Raw genomic sequence first — 17,084 nt, forward strand, 5'->3', positions numbered from 1 at the left:
ATAGGGAAGGGGCGTACCAGCCTCAAATCGACGCGCCTTGCCTGCTGTGTGATTCAGGTCAGCTCGGCGGGGCCGCTAGACGCTGAGGACGTCGATCAGCCGTTCGCGCAACTGCTGCTGGCGCTCGGGGTCGGTGATCGGTCGGCCTTCGCGGTCGGTGACGTAGAAGACGTCCTCGACGCGCTCGCCGAGGGTCGCGATCTTCGCCGCCGACAGGGTGATGCCCTGCTCCATGAAGATACTGCCGACCCGAGCCAGCAGGCCGGGCCGGTCCGGTGCGGTCAGCTCCAGCAGGGTGCGCTCGCCACCCGGGTCCTGTTCGATGGCCACCTGGGTGGCCACCTTGAAGTGCTTGAGCTGGCGCGGGGTGTGGCGGGTGACGATGGTCGGGTAGTCGTCCGGGTCGTCGAGTTCTTCGACCAGGTGGCGGCGAATCTCCTCGAGGCGGCTGGCGTCGCGGATCGGCTTGTCGTGGTCATCGAGCACGATGAAGGTGTTCAGCGTCCAGTCATTGAGCGAGGTGGCGATGCGCGCGTCGTGGATCGACAGCCCGAGCTGCTCCATGGCGGCGGCGGTGGCGGCGAACAGGTCATCCACCGAACGGGTATGGATAAATACCTTGGTCCCGCCCTCGGCCATGTCGTCGGTGGGCGCGTTGATCAGGATCAGTGGCAGCTCGCTGCCGGCGTGGGCCAGCATGCCCTGGGTCTGCCACACCACCTCGCTGGAGGCGTACTGCAGGAAGAAGTCCTCGCCGAGCGACTCCCACAGGGCGTCGACCCGCGCCATGTCGGCGCCGATCGTGGCCAGCAGCGAGTGCGCCTCCTCACGGGTCTCGCGGACCCAGTCGGCGCGCTCCAGCGGGTTCTCGAGGCCACGCCGCAGTGCCCGCCGAGTCTCGGCGTGGAGCTGGCGCATCAGCGAGGCGCGCCAGCCATTCCACAGGGTGGGATTGGTCGCGGTGATGTCGGCCACGGTGAGGATGTAAAGATAGTCCAGGCGGGTCTCGTCGCCGACGCTGGCGGCGAAGTCGCGGATCACCTCGGGGTCGGTGATGTCGCGCTTCTGGGCGATCATCGACATCAGCAGGTGGTTTTCCACCAGCCAGCTGACCAGTCGGGTATCACGCTGGCTGAGCCCGTGGCGTTCGGCGAAATCCTCGACCTCGCGGGCGCCGATCAGCGAATGATCGCCGCCGCGGCCCTTGCCGATGTCGTGGAACAGCCCGGCGATCCACAGGATCTCCATCTTCGGCGCCTGGTGAATCAGGGTCGCCGCCACCGGGAACTCCTTCTTCGCCTCGGGCTTGCGGAAGCCGTGCAGGCACTTCAGCAGGCGCAGGGTGTGGGCGTCCACGGTGTAGATATGGAACAGATCGTGCTGCATCAGGCCGACCGCCTGGCCGAAGGCCGGCAGATACTTGCCCAGCACCCCGTAGCGATTCATCCGGCGCAGCTGGCGGGCGACATTGCCACCGGAGCGCAACAGCGCCATGAACAGCGCCTGGTGACGCGGGTCGTTGCGGTAGCGGTCGTCCATCAGGTGGCGATGGTCGCGGATCAGGCGGATGGTGTCGGCGCGCACGCCTTCGATCTCGGGATGCTCGGCCATCAGGTAGAACAGCTCGAGCAGCGCCGCCGGCTGGTCGCGGAACAGGGTCCGCGAGCGCACCTGGATGTAGCCGCCGGCGATCTCGAAACGCTCGTTCAGCGGGGTCACGTTGATCGGGGTATCGGGCCTCAGGATCTGTTCGTCGAAGTGCTGCAGCAGCATGTCGTTGAGCCCGGCCAGGGCGGTGACATGGCGGTAGTAGCGCTTCATGAACTGTTCCACCGCCAGGCGCTCGGGACTGTCGCGGTAGCCGAACAGCTCGGCGATGGTGTTCTGGTGGTCGAACAGCAGCCGATCCTCGGCGCGCCCGGTGAGCATGTGCAGGGCGTAGCGGACCTGCCACAGGAAGGCCTGGCCCTGGCTCAGGATGCGATGCTCGGCATCGTTCATGAAGCCCTTGGCGACCACGTCTTCGTAGGACTCGGTATCGAAGTGGCGCTTGGCCACCCAGCCGATCATCTGGATATCGCGAAGCCCCCCGGGGGAGCTCTTGATGTTCGGTTCGAGGTGATACTCGGAGTTGTTGAAGCGGTAGTGGCGGGTGATCTGCTCCTGCCACTTGGCCTCGAAGAAGCGGTCTGCCGGCCACATGCGCTCACCGGACAGGCGCTCGCGCATGGCCTGGCGCAGGGCCTCGCGGCCGGCCAGGGTGCGTGACTCGAGCAGATTGGTGATGACGGTGACGTCGGCCTTCGCCTCGCGCTCGCAGTCGTTGAGCGAGCGCACGCTGTGGCCGATCTCGAGACCGATGTCCCACAGGAAGGTGATGAAGGCGGTCAGCGGCTCGCGGTAGGGCGTGTCGTCATCGTCCTCGAGCAGGAACATCAGGTCGATGTCCGAATGAGGGTGCAGCTCACCGCGGCCGTAGCCACCCACCGCCAGTAGCGCTACACCATCGTCCAGGCCTGGCTGGCGCGCCCAGGCCAGCGCCAGCAGCTGGTCCAGGCACCAGGCCCGTCCTCGCACCAGGTCGCGGATGTCGGCGCCGCCGAGGAAGCGCTCGTCCAGCCGCGACTGGATCTCCTTGAGCGCGCCCTTGAAGGGCGCGATGGGGGAGCGCTGGCCCTCGAGCTGGCGAGCGAAGTCGTCGAAGTCGAACAGCTCGAATTCCGGTGCGAAGCGATAGTGGTGCAGCAGCATGGGCTCTCAGCGCTCGAGGAAGGACAGGTCTTCGTCGGAACGGGCGGTCAGCACCTCGACCCCCGTCTCGGTCACCAGCAGGGTGTGCTCCCACTGGGCGGTCAGCCCCTTGTCCTTGGTCACGGCGGTCCAGCCATCGCGCAGTACCTTGGTGCGATGGTCGCCGACGTTGATCATCGGTTCGATGGTGAAGCACATGCCGGCGGCCAGTTCGATATCCGCCTCGGGGGCGTAGCCGTCATAGTGCAGTACCTGGGGGTCCTCGTGGAAGCCGGCGCCGATGCCGTGGCCGCAGAAGTCACGCACCACCGAATAGCCGTTGGCCTTGGCGTGGCTCTCGATGGCCCGGGCCAGCTCCGACAGGCGGGCACCAGGGCGCACCAGCGCCATGCTGCGGTAGAGGCACTCCTGGGTGACCCGACACAGCCGCTCGCCCTGGATGGTCTCGCCGATGATGAACATCACGCTGGAGTCACCGTGGTAGCCGTCGGCGGTCCTTACGGTGATGTCCATGTTCATGATGTCACCCTTCTTCAGCTTCTTGCTGTCGTCGGGGATGCCGTGGCAGACCACGTGGTTGATCGAGGTGCAGATCGACTTGGGAAAGCCGTGATAGTTGAGCGGCGCCGGGGTGGAGCCGAGCTCGTTGACGATGTAGTCGTGGCACAGCTTGTCCAGGTGGCCTGTGCTGACGCCGGCTTCCACGTGGGGGGCGATCATCTCCAGCACACTGGCGGCCTGGCGGCCGGCTTCGCGCATCTTCTCGATTTCTTCGGGCGTCTTGATGGGTACGTTCATGGAATCTCGGTCTGGGTGGTGTCGCCCCGGCGCAGGCGGCTGAGCCGAGTCGCTGGCTCGCGGCGACGATGACCGCGGCGACTCCGGGGAGGGACGCGTCGAGGTGCGCGAGACGTTGGGCGACTTCAATTCGAAGGTCATCCATGGTATAAAGCTGCGCGCTTTCCTGCAATCGCCGTTCCTTGCTGGTGTTTTCGTCGAGACCCTGGTCTTGCGATCGCCTGCAACGGGATAGCCCGCTGGCGAGCGACAAACAGTAGAAGAGGTCTCCATGACGGAGCCTCGCGCCTTGAAAACACACACGCACCGACACATGGTCCCGGGTGCCTGAGGGAAACCTCTGGTCGGATCCATGGGGTGCGTGGAGGCCTAACCCGATTTTTCAGGAGTCATCCATGGCACACGTCAATATGCGTGACCTGCTCAAGGCAGGCGCACACTTCGGTCACCAGACCCGTTACTGGAACCCGAAGATGGGCAAGTTCATCTTCGGCGCTCGTAACAAGATTCACATCATCAACCTCGAGCATACCCTTCCGGCGCTCAACGAGGCGATCGATGTGGTCGAGAAGATGGCCGCTTCCAACAACAAGATCCTGTTCGTCGGTACCAAGCGTAGCGCGAGCAAGATCATCAAGGAAGAAGCGAACCGTGTGAGTCAGCCGTTCGTCAACCACCGCTGGCTCGGCGGCATGCTGACGAACTACAAGACCATTCGTCAGTCCATCAAGCGTCTGCGCGAACTCGAAACCATGCACGAAGATGGCACCTTCGAGAAGCTGACCAAGAAAGAAGTCCTGATGGCCACCCGCGAGCAGGACAAGCTCGAGCGTTCCATCGGCGGTATCAAGGACATGGGCGGCCTGCCGGACGCACTGTTCGTGATCGACGTCGACCACGAGCGCATCGCCATCAACGAGGCGAACAAGCTGGGCATCCCGGTCATCGGTGTGGTCGACACCAACTCCGATCCGGACGGCGTCGACTACGTGATCCCGGGCAACGATGACTCCATCCGCGCCATCCAGATCTACGTCAAGGCCATCGCCGATGCCTGTGGCCGTGCGAAGGAAGGTCGCCCCGATGAGTTCGTCGAAGTGACCGACAGCGAAGGCGACGCCGCCGCTGCCGCTGCCGAGTAAGCTTCGGCCCGCCTGGGCCAGCCGATCGCGCGAGCGATCCACGCCGGACAGGCGCAAAGGGGGCCGTGGCCCCCTTTTCTCTACTTCAGGCCCGCGGTAATACCGAGGGTCTCTCCGACACCCAGGTCGAACCATTTAGAGGTGAATACCATGGCAGCTATCAGCGCCTCCCAGGTCAAGGAACTGCGCGAGCGTACCGGGCTCGGCATGATGGAGTGCAAGAAGGCACTCACCGAAGCCGGCGGTGACATCGAGCAGGCCATCGAGGATCTGCGCAAGAACTCCGGCCTCAAGGCCGCCAAGAAGGCCGGTCGTACCGCCGCTGAAGGTGTCGTCGTCACTCGTGTGGCCGAAGACGGTGCCTACGGTGTGATGGTCGAGATCAACTCCGAGACCGACTTCGTTGCCCGTGACGACAACTTCAAGGCCTTCGCCGACAAGATCGCCGACGCCTTCTTCGCCGCCAAGAGCGACGACGTGGCCGCGGTGACCGAAGGCGAGCTGGAAACCGCCCGCGAGCAGCTGGTGCAGAAGATCGGCGAGAACATCGGCGTGCGCCGTGCCGTCGTCGTCGACGCCGCTGAAGGCAACCTGGTGGGTGCCTATGTGCACGGTGGCCGCATCGGCGTGCTGACCGAGCTCAAGGGCGGCACCCAGGAAGCCGCCAAGGACGTGTCCATGCACGTTGCCGCGATCAACCCGACCGTGGCCCGTCCTGAGGACATGCCCCAGTCTGCCCTCGACGAGGAAAAGGCCATCATCCTGGCTCAGCCGGACATGGCTGGCAAGCCTGAGCAGATCGCCGAGAAGATGGTCCAGGGCCGTCTGAAGAAGTACCTGGCCGAGAACAGCCTGACCGAGCAGCCCTTCGTCAAGGACCCGAACCAGAGCGTGGCCGAGTTCGTCAAGGCCGCCGGTGGTGAAGTGGTCGGCTTCACTCGCTTTGAAGTGGGCGAGGGCATCGAGAAGGAAGAGGTCGACTTCGCCAAGGAAGTCATGGAACAGGCCAAGCGTAGCTAAGGTCCAAGGTTCCAAACTGTGCCTGCACAGTGTAATGATGGCGTGCGCGAAAGCGCACGCCTTCGTGTATGCGTCAGCGGTGGGTGTCTCGCGGCCTGACCGACCGCCACCCGACCCAGTCAAGCCCAAAGCGGAGAAATGCCATGAGCAGCGTCGATTCTTCCCCCCTGTCCAAGTCCGAGAAGCCCCGTGCCGCGGTGTCGAAGTACAAGCGCATCCTGCTGAAGCTCTCGGGTGAGGCGTTGACCGGGGATGCCGACTTTGGCATCGACCCCAAGGTACTGGACCGCATGGCGCTGGAGATCGGGCAACTGGTCGGTATCGGTGTCCAGGTCGGTATCGTGGTCGGTGGCGGCAACCTGTTCCGCGGTGCCGCCCTGCACGAGGCCGGCATGGAGCGCGTGACCGGCGACCACATGGGGATGCTGGCCACGGTGATGAACGCCCTGGCCATGCGTGATGCGCTGGAGCGCTCGAACATCCGTTCGCGGGTAATGTCGGCCATTCCCATGAGTGGCGTGGTGGAGCACTACGATCGGCGCACGGCGATTCGCTACCTGACCTCCGGTGACGTGGTACTGTTCTCCGCCGGTACCGGCAATCCCTTCTTCACCACCGATTCCGCCGCCTGTCTGCGCGGTATCGAGATCGACGCCGACGTGGTGGTCAAGGCCACCAAGGTGGACGGCGTCTACAACAAGGATCCGGTCAAGTTCGACGATGCCGTGAAGTACGACGAACTGTCCTATGATGACGCCCTCGATCAGAAGCTCGGGGTGATGGATTTGACCGCGATTTGCCTGGTGCGGGACCATGACATGCCGGTCCGGGTCTTCAACATGAACAAGCCTGGCGCCCTGCTCAACCTGGTGGTGGGCGGCAAGGAAGGCACGCTGATTCACAGAGGGTGACATCGTGATCAACGAGATCAAGAAAGACGCAGAAGCAAGAATGCAGAAGACCGTCGAGTCGCTGCATCACAACCTGAACAAGATTCGTACCGGTCGTGCTCATCCCAGCATTCTGGACGCGGTGCAGGTCGAATACTACGGTTCCATGATGCCGCTCAACCAGGTGGCCTCGGTCAACGTCGAGGACGCCCGCACCCTGGCCGTGGTGCCCTGGGAGCAGAGCATGGTGCCGAAGGTCGAGAAGGCCATCATGACCTCCGACCTGGGCCTCAACCCGGCGTCTGCCGGCAACGTGATCCGCGTACCGATGCCCATGCTGACCGAGGAGACCCGCAAGGGCTACATCAAGCAGGCGCGTCAGGAGGCCGAGAACGCCCGGGTGGCGATTCGCAACGTGCGTCGTGACGCCAACAACGACCTCAAGGCGCTGCTCAAGGACAAGGATATCTCCGAGGACGAGGAGCGTCAGGGCGAGGACGAGATCCAGAAGATCACCGATCGCTTTGTCGCCGAGATCGACAAGACCCTGACCGCCAAGGAAGAGGACCTGATGCAGGTCTGAGGCGCCCTGGCGATACCCGTACCGGCCTGCCTGTGCGGCCGGGAGGGGGCGCGATACCGAGCGGTCACGCCTGGCGTGGCCGGTCGGCCGCTGGGTACTACCGTCGTTCAGCGATCCCTGGCGACTCCGCCATCGGTCATACTGTCTGGACTCCCCGGGTCAGGGATGCCTCGGGGCCTGATTCAACCGTCATGCGAGACACCATGAAGTCAACGCCGTCTCCCGAACTCCGCCCGTTACCGCCGACCGCGAGCCTGCCTCGCCATGTGGCGGTGATCATGGACGGCAACAATCGCTGGGCCAAGGCGCGCGGCCTGTCAGGAGTGCGTGGACACCACGCCGGCGTGGAGGCGGTCAGGGCCGTCATTCGTCGGGCGGCGGAGCGCCGTATCGAGACGCTGACGCTGTTCGCCTTCTCCAGCGAGAACTGGAAGCGCCCGGCGGCCGAGGTCAACGCCTTGATGGAACTGTTCCTGATGGCGCTCAAGCGTGAGGTCAAGAAGCTGCACGAGCACGACATCCGGCTGTCGGTGATCGGCGATACCTCGGGGTTTTCTTCGGCCATCCAGAAGCGCATCGAAGAGGCCGAGCGGCTGACCTGCGACAACCAGGGGCTGCGCCTGGTGATCGCCGCCAACTACGGTGGTCAGTGGGACATCGCCCGGGCTGCGCGGCGGTTGGCCGAGCGAGTGGCCGCCGGCGAGCTCGACCCCGGCGCCATCGACGAGCAGGCGCTGGCCGATCAGGTCAGTCTGAGTGACGCCGCGCCGGTGGATCTGTGCATTCGAACCAGCGGTGAGCGGCGCATCTCGAACTTCCTGTTGTGGCAGCTGGCCTACGCCGAGCTGTACTTCACGCCCGTCCTGTGGCCGGACTTCGATGGCGAGGCCTTCGATGACGCCCTGGAGGATTTCTGCCGGCGCAAGCGCCGCTTCGGCATGACCGACGAACAGCTCGAGGCCCAGGGTGCTTAGACAGCGGATCATCACCGCAGCCTGGCTGGCGCCGCTGGCGCTGGCCGGGCTGTTCGGTCTGGAGGGCGGCCCCTTCGCCCTGTTCACCGCCGCCATCGTGGTGCTGGCGGGCTGGGAGTGGGCCAATCTGGCGGGGCTCGAGCGCGGGGCCTCGCGCCTGCTGCCACCGCTGGTGCTGGCCCTTGGCATGGCGCTGCTGTGGCATTTCGGCCAGCACCTGGCGCTGTGGCCGCTGGTCATTGGCGCGCTGGGCTGGGCGCTGAATCTGTGGTGGGTGCTCGGTCATCCTGGGCGCAGCCATCAGTGGTCCTCGCGGGCGATGCGCCTGGCCATGGGAGCCTGGGTGCTGCTGCCGACCTGGGTCGGCTTCAATCTGCTGCGCGAGAGCGGCAGCGCCTGGCTTCTGTTCGTGCTGCTGCTGGTGTGGGGTGCCGACATCGGCGCCTACTTTGTCGGGCGTGCCCTGGGGCGGCGCAAGCTGGCACCCAACGTCAGCCCCGGCAAGTCCTGGGAGGGCGTCTATGGGGGCATGGCGGTCACCGCTGCGCTGGCGCTGGTGTTCGCGCTGTGGCAGCAGCTGTCGCTGTCGGCCGGTCTGGCGCTGGTGGCGTTGACCCTCGGCGTGACCCTGGTGTCGGTGCTCGGCGATCTGCTCGAGAGTATGCTCAAGCGCCATCGCGGCCTCAAGGACTCCAGCGCGCTGTTGCCGGGGCACGGCGGGGTGCTCGATCGCATCGACAGTCTTACCGCGGCGGTCCCGGTGTTCGCCCTGTTCTTTACCTGGCTGGTGCAAGCATGACGGCATCTGCAGTTTCTGCCTCGTCCCAAACCTCCTCGACCACCATCAAGGGCGTCTCGGTGCTCGGTGCTACCGGCTCCATCGGAACCAGTACCCTGGACGTCATCGCCCGCCACCCCGACCGCTATCGGGTCCACGCTCTCACCGCCCATCGCTCCCGCGAGGCCCTCTATCGTCAGTGCCTGACCCATCGTCCCGACGTGGCGGTGCTCGGCACGCCGACCGACGCCGACTGGCTGGCCACGCAGCTGAAAGAGGCTGGGCTTGCCACCGAGGTGCGTCACGGCGAAGCGGCTCTGGCCGAGGTGGCAAGCGCCCCTGAGGCCGAGGTGGTGATGGCGGCCATCGTCGGCGCGGCGGGCCTGTTGCCGACGCTGGCGGCGGTGCGGGCCGGCAAGCGCGTGCTGCTGGCCAACAAGGAGGCCCTGGTGATGTCCGGGGCCCTGTTCATGAAAGCGGTGGAGCAAAGTGGTGCGGCGCTGCTGCCCATCGACTCCGAGCACAATGCGATCTTCCAGTGTCTGCCTGGCCAGCATCGTGGGGGACTCGGGCGCCACGGCGTGACTCAGCTGCTGCTGACCGCCTCGGGCGGCCCCTTTCGTGGATTCGATGCCGAGCGTCTGGCCCGGGTGACCCCGGATGAGGCCTGCGCCCACCCCAACTGGTCCATGGGGCGCAAGATCTCGGTGGACAGCGCCACCCTGATGAACAAGGGGCTGGAATTGATCGAGGCCTGCTGGCTGTTCGACGCCCGCCCCGAGCAGATCCAGGTGGTGGTGCACCCTCAGAGCGTGATCCATTCCATGGCCGCCTACAGCGATGGCTCGGTGCTGGCGCAGCTCGGCAATCCCGATATGCGCACCCCCATCGCCTACGGCCTGGCCTGGCCCGAGCGGATCGAGGCAGGGGTCGAGGCGCTGGACCTGTTTCAGGTGGCCAGGCTCGACTTCGAACCTGCCGACGAGGCCGCCTTTCCGTGCCTGCGGTTGGCCCGTGAGGCGATGGACGAGGGTGGGCTGCAGCCGGCGGTACTCAACGCTGCCAATGAGGTGGCGGTCGAGGCCTTTCTCGACGGGCGGCTTGGGTTCACCGAGATCCCCCGGCTGGTCGAGGCGGTGCGCGCAGGTGCCCCCGGTGGTGGTGCCGATGATCTGGAGGCGGTACTCGCCGCCGACCATGACGCCCGCGCGCGTGCCCGTGCCTGGCTGGAGGCGTTGTGATGATCGCGCACCCGGTTGAACCTTTTGCCTTTGGCGCTGCCGGAGCCTGGGAAGCGGCGGCGACGGCGGCCGTCGTGATACAGCCAAGGAGGCTTGCGTGGGCCTGATTCAAAATATTCTGGCCGTGATCGTCGTACTCGGCCTGCTGGTCACCTTCCATGAGTTCGGTCACTTCTGGGTGGCGCGGCGTTGCGGGGTCAAGGTACTGCGCTTCTCGGTAGGTTTCGGTAGCCCGCTGTGGTCACGTTTCGATCGCCATGGCACCGAATTCGCCATCGCCGCGATTCCGCTGGGCGGCTACGTCAAGATGCTCGACGAGCGCGAAGGCGAGGTGCCCGAGGACCAGCTCGATCAGGCGTTCAATCGCAAGTCGGTGTGGGCCCGCATGGCCATCGTTGCGGCGGGTCCGCTGGCCAACTTCCTGCTGGCACTGGTGGCTTACTGGGCGCTGTTCGTCGCCGGGACCACTACGGTGGTGCCGGTGGTGGGTGACGTCGCCCCGCAGACGCCAGCGGCCGAGGCTGGCCTAGAGTCGGGGATGGAGCTGACCGCCATCGGTGGCGAGACGGTGCGCTCCTGGGACGAGGTCAATCTCAAGCTGGTGGCGGCCATCGGCGCCAGTGGCAGCCTGGAGATCGAGGCCCGCGAGGAGGGCTCGAGTGCCTCCCGCAGCTATCGCGCGCCGGTCGAGAACTGGCTAGTGGGGCAGGACCCGCCCGCGCCGCTGGCAACGCTCGGTATCGCCCCCTGGCGTCCCGACATGCCTGCCGTCATCGGCCAGGTGATGGAAGGGGAGCCCGCGGCCGAGGCAGGGTTGCAAGCCGGTGATCGTGTGCTGAGTATCGACGATCAGGTGGTGAGCGACTGGCCTGATCTGGTCGAGCGGGTTAGAGCGCGACCCGGCCAGACACTGTCGCTGGAGGTCGAGCGCAACGGCGAGTCGAAGGCGCTGAGTCTGACGCCGCGGATCAACCGGCTGGATGATGGAAGCGAGATCGGCTATATCGGTGCCGGCGTTGCCCCGGTAGACTGGCCCCAGCAGTACCAGCGGGAAATCCGCTACGGCCCCCTGGACGCAGTGGGGCAGGCGGCCTCACGTACCGCCGAGATGACGCTTCTGACGTTCGACGCCGTGCGCAAGATGGTGGTTGGCCTGATTTCGCCGACCAATCTGTCCGGGCCCATCACCATCGCTCGGATCGCCGGTGACACGGCGCGTTCCGGGCTCGAGAGCTTCATCAACTTCATGGCCTATCTGTCGATCAGCCTTGGGGTGCTCAACCTGCTGCCGATTCCGGTGCTCGACGGCGGCCATCTGCTGTACTACCTGGTCGAAGCGGTACGTGGGCGCCCGGTGTCCGAGCGCACCCAGGCCGTTGGCCTCAAGGTCGGGCTGGCGCTGGTGGGCACCCTGATGATCATGGCCCTGTACTTCGATGTGATGCGCTTGTGGTAGAAGTTGCCCCCGCCATCGACGTGGTGCGTGCGCAACAACGAGCGCCCAGGTGAATCGCGCTTTGCCGGGGACGTCACCAAGCGAGACGCCGCCGCCAACTTGTCAGTAAGGCGGAGAAATGTATAAGGTGCCTGTCTGGACAGGTACGCTGACTCAACGCGAGCGAAACGACTGCATGAAAATCAAGACCATCGGATTGGCGACACTCTTGACCGCCTGTGCCCAGGTGGCGCACGCGGCCCCTTTCACCGTGTCGGACATTCGCGTGGAAGGCCTTCAACGGGTCTCTGCGGCTTCCGTCTTCAATGCTTTTCCCGTCAACGCTCGCGATCGAGTGGACGACAGTGAACTGGCCGAAGCGGCTCGCCAGCTGTTTGCCACCGGACTGTTCGAAGATATCCAGCTGGCCCGTGAAGGCGACGTCCTGATCATCCAGGTGGAGGAGCGCCCGACGATCTCGGCGCTGAATATCGAAGGCAACTCCCAGATTCCCGACGAGGACCTGCGTGCGGGCCTCAAGCAGGCCGGCATCAGCGAAGGCCAGGTGCTGCAGCTCTCGACCATCGACGAGATGAAGCGTGAGCTGGAAGGCCTCTACCAGTCCCAGGGCCGCTACAGCGCGCGCATCGACACTGAGCTTACGCCGGTGGGCCAGGGTCGGGTGCGGGTCGACATCAACATCAATGAAGGCGCCGTCGCCAAGATCCGCCAGATCAACATCGTCGGCAATGAAGCCTATTCCGACGAGATCCTGCTCGACGAGTTCGAGCTCGAGGACGATCCCGGTCTGTTCTTCGGCTGGTTCTCCGCCGACGAGTACTCCCGCGAGGCGCTGGCTGGCGACCTGGAGCGGCTGCGCTCCTACTACCTAGACCGCGGCTACGTGAACTTCGAGATCACCTCGAGCCAGGTATCGATCAGCCCGGACAAGTCGCGCATCTTCATCACCATCAACGTCAATGAAGGCAATCGCTACCGGGTCGGCGACATCAGCTTCGTTGGCGACCTCAAGGTGGCCGAGGCCGAGGCCCGCGAGCTGCTGCAGTTCGAATCCGGTGATACCTTCTCGCGCAGCGACGTGGTGGCGTCCTCCGAGGCCATGCGCTCGCGCCTGGGTGCCGAGGGCTTTGCCTTCGCCGAGGTCAATGGTATCCCCGAGGTGCGCAGCGACGGCGAGACGGTGGACCTGAGCTTCCAGGTGGCGCCGGGGCGTCGCGCCTACGTACGGCGTATCCAGTTCGTCGGCAACACCACCACCAAGGATGAAGTGCTGCGCCGCGAGATGATCCAGATGGAGAGCGCGCCTGCCTCCACCGAGGCCATCTCCCAGTCGCGCCAGCGCCTCGAGCGCCTTGGCTTCTTCAAGCAGGTGCAGGTGCAGACCGAGCCGGTCCCCGGCGAGAGCGACCAGCTCGACGTCACCTACACCGTCGAGGAACAGCCCTCAGGCTCGCTGTCGGCGAGTCTCGGCTTCTCCCAGAGTGCCGGCGTCATCTACGGCGCCTCGCTGTCCCAGAACAACTTCCTGGGTAGCGGCAACCGGGTCAACATCGGCGCCCAGAAGAGTGATACCTACACCAGCGTCAACTTCGGCTTCACCGATCCCTACTGGACCCTGGACGGCATCTCCCGCGGCTACAACTTCTACTACCGGGCCACGGACTACGAAGATTCCGACATCTCCACCTACTCCACCGATGCCCTCGGTGCCGGGATCAACTTCGGCTACCCGATCAACGAGCTGACGCGGATGAACTTCGGCGCCAATATCGAGAAGCTCGAGATCGACACCTACGACGACACCCCGTCGGAGATCAAGCGTTACGTGCTCGACGAGGGTGACGACGCCAGTACCCTGTCGGCCACCGGCAGCTGGACCCGCAACGACCTCAACCGCGGCATCATGCCGACGGCGGGCAATTACCAGCGGCTGTCGCTGGAACTCGGGGTGCCCGGCAGTGACGCCGAGTACTACAAGGCCAGGGCCCAGGCCAAGCACTTCTTCCCGTTCAACGAAGAGCAGACCTGGTCGTTGAAGTTCAGTGGCCAGCTGGGCTACGCCGATGCCATCAATTCGAGCGATCCCTATCCGTTCTACGAGAACTTCCTCGCCGGTGGCCTGGGCTCGGTGCGTGGTTTCACCGACAACACCCTTGGCCAGCTCACCACCGAACGTGAGGACGGTGATGACGAGACCCTCGGCGGTAACGTGCTGCTCGAGGGCAGCATGGAGCTGATCTTCCCGATGCCGTTCGTCGAGGACAAGCGCTCGGTGCAGCCGTCGCTGTTCGTCGATGCCGGTAACACCTTCCTCACCGAGTGCTACGACGTGCTGTCCGAGGACGAGGATCGCAAGAAGTGCAACTCCGGGGTGGAATTCAGCGATATACGCTACAGTGTGGGCGTGGGCGTCTCCTGGCTGACGCCGGTGGGTCCCCTGACCTTCAGCGTGGCCGAGCCGCTCAATGACGAGGACGAGGACGACACCCAGGTGTTCCAGTTCTCGCTGGGTCAGACCTTCTGATGAGGACAGGCGGCCGTCGCCGCTGGCTGGTGTGGTTGGCGCTGGCCGCTGCACTGAGCAGCCCGGTGTCGGCATCGGCGTCCCAGGTGGCGGTGCTCGACTGGCGTCGCGCCGTGCTCGACACCGAGGCCGCCCGCAGTGCCATGCAGAGCCTGCAGCAACAGGTCGCACCCTGGCAGCGCGAGGCCGAAACGCTACGCCTTGAGCTCGAGGCCCTGGCCGACGACCTGGCGGCTGCCGAAGGGCAGCCGAGCCCCTCACGGGTTCAGGAATTTCAGCGAAAAGGGCAGCGTTTCGATCGCCTCAGACGTGATATCCTCGAGGCTCGCCAGGAAGCCGAACAGCGTTTGATAAGTCGCCTGGAAGGCAGGGTCGACCAGGCGGTCGCTCAGGTCATCGAGCGTCACGAGGTCGAGGTGCTGGTGACACCGGACGGTGTCCTGCACAGCGGTCGTGATCTGCCGGACCTGACGGCCGAGGTCACCCGGCTGCTCAACACGTACTGAGGGAATCGCCGACAGCGCCTGTCCCGAATTCCGTCGTCACCGCATTACGGTCATACATGAAATCGACACGTACACAGCCAAACCTCTCCGATATCGCCTCTCGCCTGGGCGCTCGCCTGCACGGTGACGGCAGCCAACGTATCGTTGGCCTTGCGACGCTCAAGGACGCCGGCCCCGATCAGGTGAGCTTTCTTGCCAATCGCGCCTATCTGAAGGACCTGCCGTCCACCCGGGCGGCGGCGGTGCTGCTTCACGCCGACCATCTCGACGCCTGCCCGGTGCCAGCGCTGGTGCTGGACAATCCCTACCTCGGCTACGCCGAGCTTTCGCGCATGCTTGACCCCCAGGCCGACGCGCACCAGCCGGGCATCCATCCCAGTGCGGTGGTGGCCGAGGACGCCAGTCTGGGTGCCGACGTCTCGATCGGCCCCAATGCGGTGATCGAGTCAGGTGCTCGCCTGGGGGATCGTGTGGTGGTCGGGCCCGGTTCGGTGGTCGGGGCGGACTGCGAGATTGGCGAGGACGGTTTCCTGCACGCCAACGTCACCCTCTATCATGGCGTGGTCGTCGGCAAGCGTGTCATCTTGCACAGCGGTTGTGTGATCGGTGGCGATGGCTTCGGTTTTGCCCACGACGGTGGCGGTTGGCGCAAGATCGCCCAGCTCGGTGGCGCGGTGCTCGGCGATGATGTCGAGGTCGGCAGTTGCTCGAGCATCGACCGTGGGGCGCTGGGTGACACCGTGATCGGCAACGACGTCAAGATCGACAGCCAGGTGCAGATCGCCCACAACGTGCACATCGGTGACCACAGCGCCCTGGCCGGCTGTGTCGGCATCGCCGGTTCCACCCGGGTGGGCCGCCACTGCATGCTGGGTGGCGGAGTGGGGCTGTCCGGCCACCTGACCATCTGCGACGGCGTCCAGGTCACCGGCATGAGCCTGGTGACCAACTCCATCCTCGAACCCGGGGTCTATTCCTCGGGCACCGGGGCCATGGAAAACAGTCAGTGGCGCCGCAATGCGGTGCGTTTCAAGCAGCTCGACAGTATCGCCAAGCGGGTCAATCGTCTGGAGAAGCGAGGCTCCGGCGAGGCTTGAGGGGCGGGTACAGGTCGGTATAATCCACCGCCTATTGCCGGTATGGTGCCCTTGGCCCCCGCCGGTCATGTCCTTCCAGGGAGAAGGGCTCTTGTCATTTCAGAGGTCGCTACGATGGTTATGGACATCAACGAGATTCGCGAATATCTGCCCCACCGCTATCCTTTTCTGCTGGTGGATCGGGTCACGGAACTGACCCTTGGCGAAACCATCGTTGCCTACAAGAACGTCAGCATCAACGAGCCGTTCTTCAATGGTCACTTCCCCCACCACCCGATCATGCCCGGCGTGCTGGTGGTGGAAGCGCTGGCCCAGGCCTGCGGTATCCTGGGCTTCAAGACCGTCAACAAGCTGCCCGCCGATGGCTATGTGTACTACCTGGTCGGCAGCGACAACGTGCGCTTCAAGCGCCCGGTGATGCCGGGCGACAAGCTTGAGCTGCGCGCTGAGGTCGAGCGGGCCAAGCGGGGTATCTGGAAGTTCAAGTGCCGTGCCACCGTGGAAGGCGAGCTGGCCTGTGAGGCCGACATCATCTGTGCCGAGAGGAAGATCGCTTGATACATCCGACCGCCATCGTAGACCCCGGCGCCCGCCTGGCCGACGATGTCGAGGTGGGGCCCTTCAGTGTGATCGGCTCAGACGTCGAGATTGGCGCCGGGTCGGTCATCGGCCCCCACGTCGTGGTGCAGGGCCCCACCGTGCTGGGCGAGCGTACCCGCATCTTCCAGTTTGCCTCGGTGGGGGAGGCCTGCCAGGACAAGAAGTATCAGGGCGAGCCGACCCGCCTGGTGATGGGTGACGACAACGTCGTGCGCGAGGGCGTCACCCTGCACCGGGGCACCGTTCAGGATCGCAGCGAGACCACCATCGGCTCGCGCAACCTGTTCATGGCCTACGTCCACGTCGGCCATGACTGCGTGATCGGCGACGACTGCATCCTGGCCAATCAGGTCACCCTGGCGGGCCACGTGCACCTGGGCGACTTCGCGATCATTGGCGGGCTATCCGCCATCCATCAGTTCTGTCGTTTCGGCTCCCACGCCATGGCAGGCGGTGGCTCGATCATCACCAAGGACACCCCGGACTTCGTGATGATCAACGGCAATCCGGCCCAGGCCCACGGACTCAACGTGGTCGGGCTCAAGCGCCGCGGCTTTGCGACGGAAGCCATCCGCGCCCTCAGCGAGTCCTACAAGCTGGTGTACCGTCAGGGGCTTACCGTGGAACAGGCCATCGGCGAGATCCGCCAGCGCTTCTCGCTGGCCGAGACCGAAGCCTTCGTGGCCTCGATCGAGGCGTCCTCGCGGGGCATCATCCGCTAGGC

General features: G+C 65.0%; 15 protein-coding genes. 13 read left to right on the forward strand and 2 right to left on the reverse strand.

Annotated features, from left to right (window positions below):
• Positions 1 to 75: 75 nt before the first annotated feature.
• Both KUW00_RS20275 and map read right to left on the reverse strand, forming a co-directional pair.
• Positions 76 to 2,751, reverse strand: coding sequence for a [protein-PII] uridylyltransferase (locus KUW00_RS20275; RefSeq protein WP_045991188.1), 2,676 nt, complete (start codon positions 2,749 to 2,751; stop codon positions 76 to 78).
• Between the two features lie 6 nt (positions 2,752 to 2,757).
• Positions 2,758 to 3,549, reverse strand: a complete 792-nt coding sequence (gene map, locus KUW00_RS20280; protein ID WP_045991187.1) for a type I methionyl aminopeptidase — start codon at positions 3,547 to 3,549, stop codon at positions 2,758 to 2,760.
• 395 nt (positions 3,550 to 3,944) lie between these two features.
• Between map and rpsB the strand changes: the two genes are divergently transcribed.
• The 13 genes from rpsB to lpxA all read left to right on the forward strand — a co-directional run bounded on the left by rpsB (position 3,945) and on the right by lpxA (position 17,082).
• Positions 3,945 to 4,691 (forward strand): 30S ribosomal protein S2, encoded by a 747-nt coding sequence (gene rpsB / locus KUW00_RS20285; RefSeq protein ID WP_045991186.1) that lies wholly within the window; start codon positions 3,945 to 3,947, stop codon positions 4,689 to 4,691.
• 150 nt (positions 4,692 to 4,841) lie between these two features.
• Complete coding sequence (tsf, locus tag KUW00_RS20290; protein WP_045991185.1) at positions 4,842 to 5,711, forward strand: translation elongation factor Ts; 870 nt, start codon at positions 4,842 to 4,844, stop codon at positions 5,709 to 5,711.
• 143 nt (positions 5,712 to 5,854) lie between these two features.
• Positions 5,855 to 6,622, forward strand: a complete 768-nt coding sequence (gene pyrH, locus KUW00_RS20295) for a UMP kinase (RefSeq protein WP_045991184.1) — start codon at positions 5,855 to 5,857, stop codon at positions 6,620 to 6,622.
• Between the two features lie 4 nt (positions 6,623 to 6,626).
• Positions 6,627 to 7,184: a ribosome recycling factor gene (frr, locus tag KUW00_RS20300; RefSeq protein ID WP_045991183.1), complete on the forward strand. Its 558-nt coding sequence runs from the start codon at positions 6,627 to 6,629 to the stop codon at positions 7,182 to 7,184.
• Positions 7,185 to 7,387: 203 nt separating this feature from the next.
• A complete protein-coding gene (gene uppS, locus KUW00_RS20305) occupies positions 7,388 to 8,158 on the forward strand; it encodes a polyprenyl diphosphate synthase (protein WP_045991283.1) in 771 nt (256 codons plus the stop codon).
• Complete coding sequence (locus tag KUW00_RS20310; RefSeq protein WP_045991182.1) at positions 8,151 to 8,957, forward strand: phosphatidate cytidylyltransferase; 807 nt, start codon at positions 8,151 to 8,153, stop codon at positions 8,955 to 8,957. Before uppS ends, KUW00_RS20310 begins: the two co-directional genes overlap by 8 nt.
• Entirely contained in the window at positions 8,954 to 10,177 is a 1,224-nt protein-coding gene (gene ispC / locus KUW00_RS20315) for a 1-deoxy-D-xylulose-5-phosphate reductoisomerase (RefSeq protein WP_108449741.1), read from the forward strand. The genes KUW00_RS20310 and ispC overlap by 4 nt, the downstream gene beginning before the upstream one ends.
• Before the next feature lie 97 nt (positions 10,178 to 10,274).
• Positions 10,275 to 11,633 (forward strand): RIP metalloprotease RseP, encoded by a 1,359-nt coding sequence (gene rseP / locus KUW00_RS20320; RefSeq protein ID WP_222570001.1) that lies wholly within the window; start codon positions 10,275 to 10,277, stop codon positions 11,631 to 11,633.
• A gap of 175 nt (positions 11,634 to 11,808) precedes the next feature.
• On the forward strand, positions 11,809 to 14,157 hold the full coding sequence (gene bamA / locus KUW00_RS20325; RefSeq protein WP_222570002.1) for an outer membrane protein assembly factor BamA: 2,349 nt from the start codon (positions 11,809 to 11,811) through the stop codon (positions 14,155 to 14,157).
• Entirely contained in the window at positions 14,157 to 14,663 is a 507-nt protein-coding gene (locus KUW00_RS20330; RefSeq protein ID WP_222516070.1) for an OmpH family outer membrane protein, read from the forward strand. Before bamA ends, KUW00_RS20330 begins: the two co-directional genes overlap by 1 nt.
• 56 nt (positions 14,664 to 14,719) lie before the next feature.
• Entirely contained in the window at positions 14,720 to 15,760 is a 1,041-nt protein-coding gene (gene lpxD, locus KUW00_RS20335; protein ID WP_045991178.1) for a UDP-3-O-(3-hydroxymyristoyl)glucosamine N-acyltransferase, read from the forward strand.
• Positions 15,761 to 15,874: 114 nt separating this feature from the next.
• Positions 15,875 to 16,318: a 3-hydroxyacyl-ACP dehydratase FabZ gene (gene fabZ / locus KUW00_RS20340; RefSeq protein ID WP_045991177.1), complete on the forward strand. Its 444-nt coding sequence runs from the start codon at positions 15,875 to 15,877 to the stop codon at positions 16,316 to 16,318.
• Positions 16,315 to 17,082 carry an acyl-ACP--UDP-N-acetylglucosamine O-acyltransferase gene (gene lpxA / locus KUW00_RS20345; RefSeq protein WP_124803476.1) on the forward strand — a complete coding sequence of 256 codons (768 nt, stop codon included), beginning with the start codon at positions 16,315 to 16,317 and terminating at the stop codon, positions 17,080 to 17,082. The genes fabZ and lpxA overlap by 4 nt, the downstream gene beginning before the upstream one ends.
• Positions 17,083 to 17,084: the final 2 nt, after the last annotated feature.

It is taken from the genome of Halomonas sp. DP5N14-9 (genome assembly GCF_019802175.1).
GTDB classification, from domain to species: Bacteria; Pseudomonadota; Gammaproteobacteria; order Pseudomonadales; family Halomonadaceae; genus Halomonas; species Halomonas litopenaei.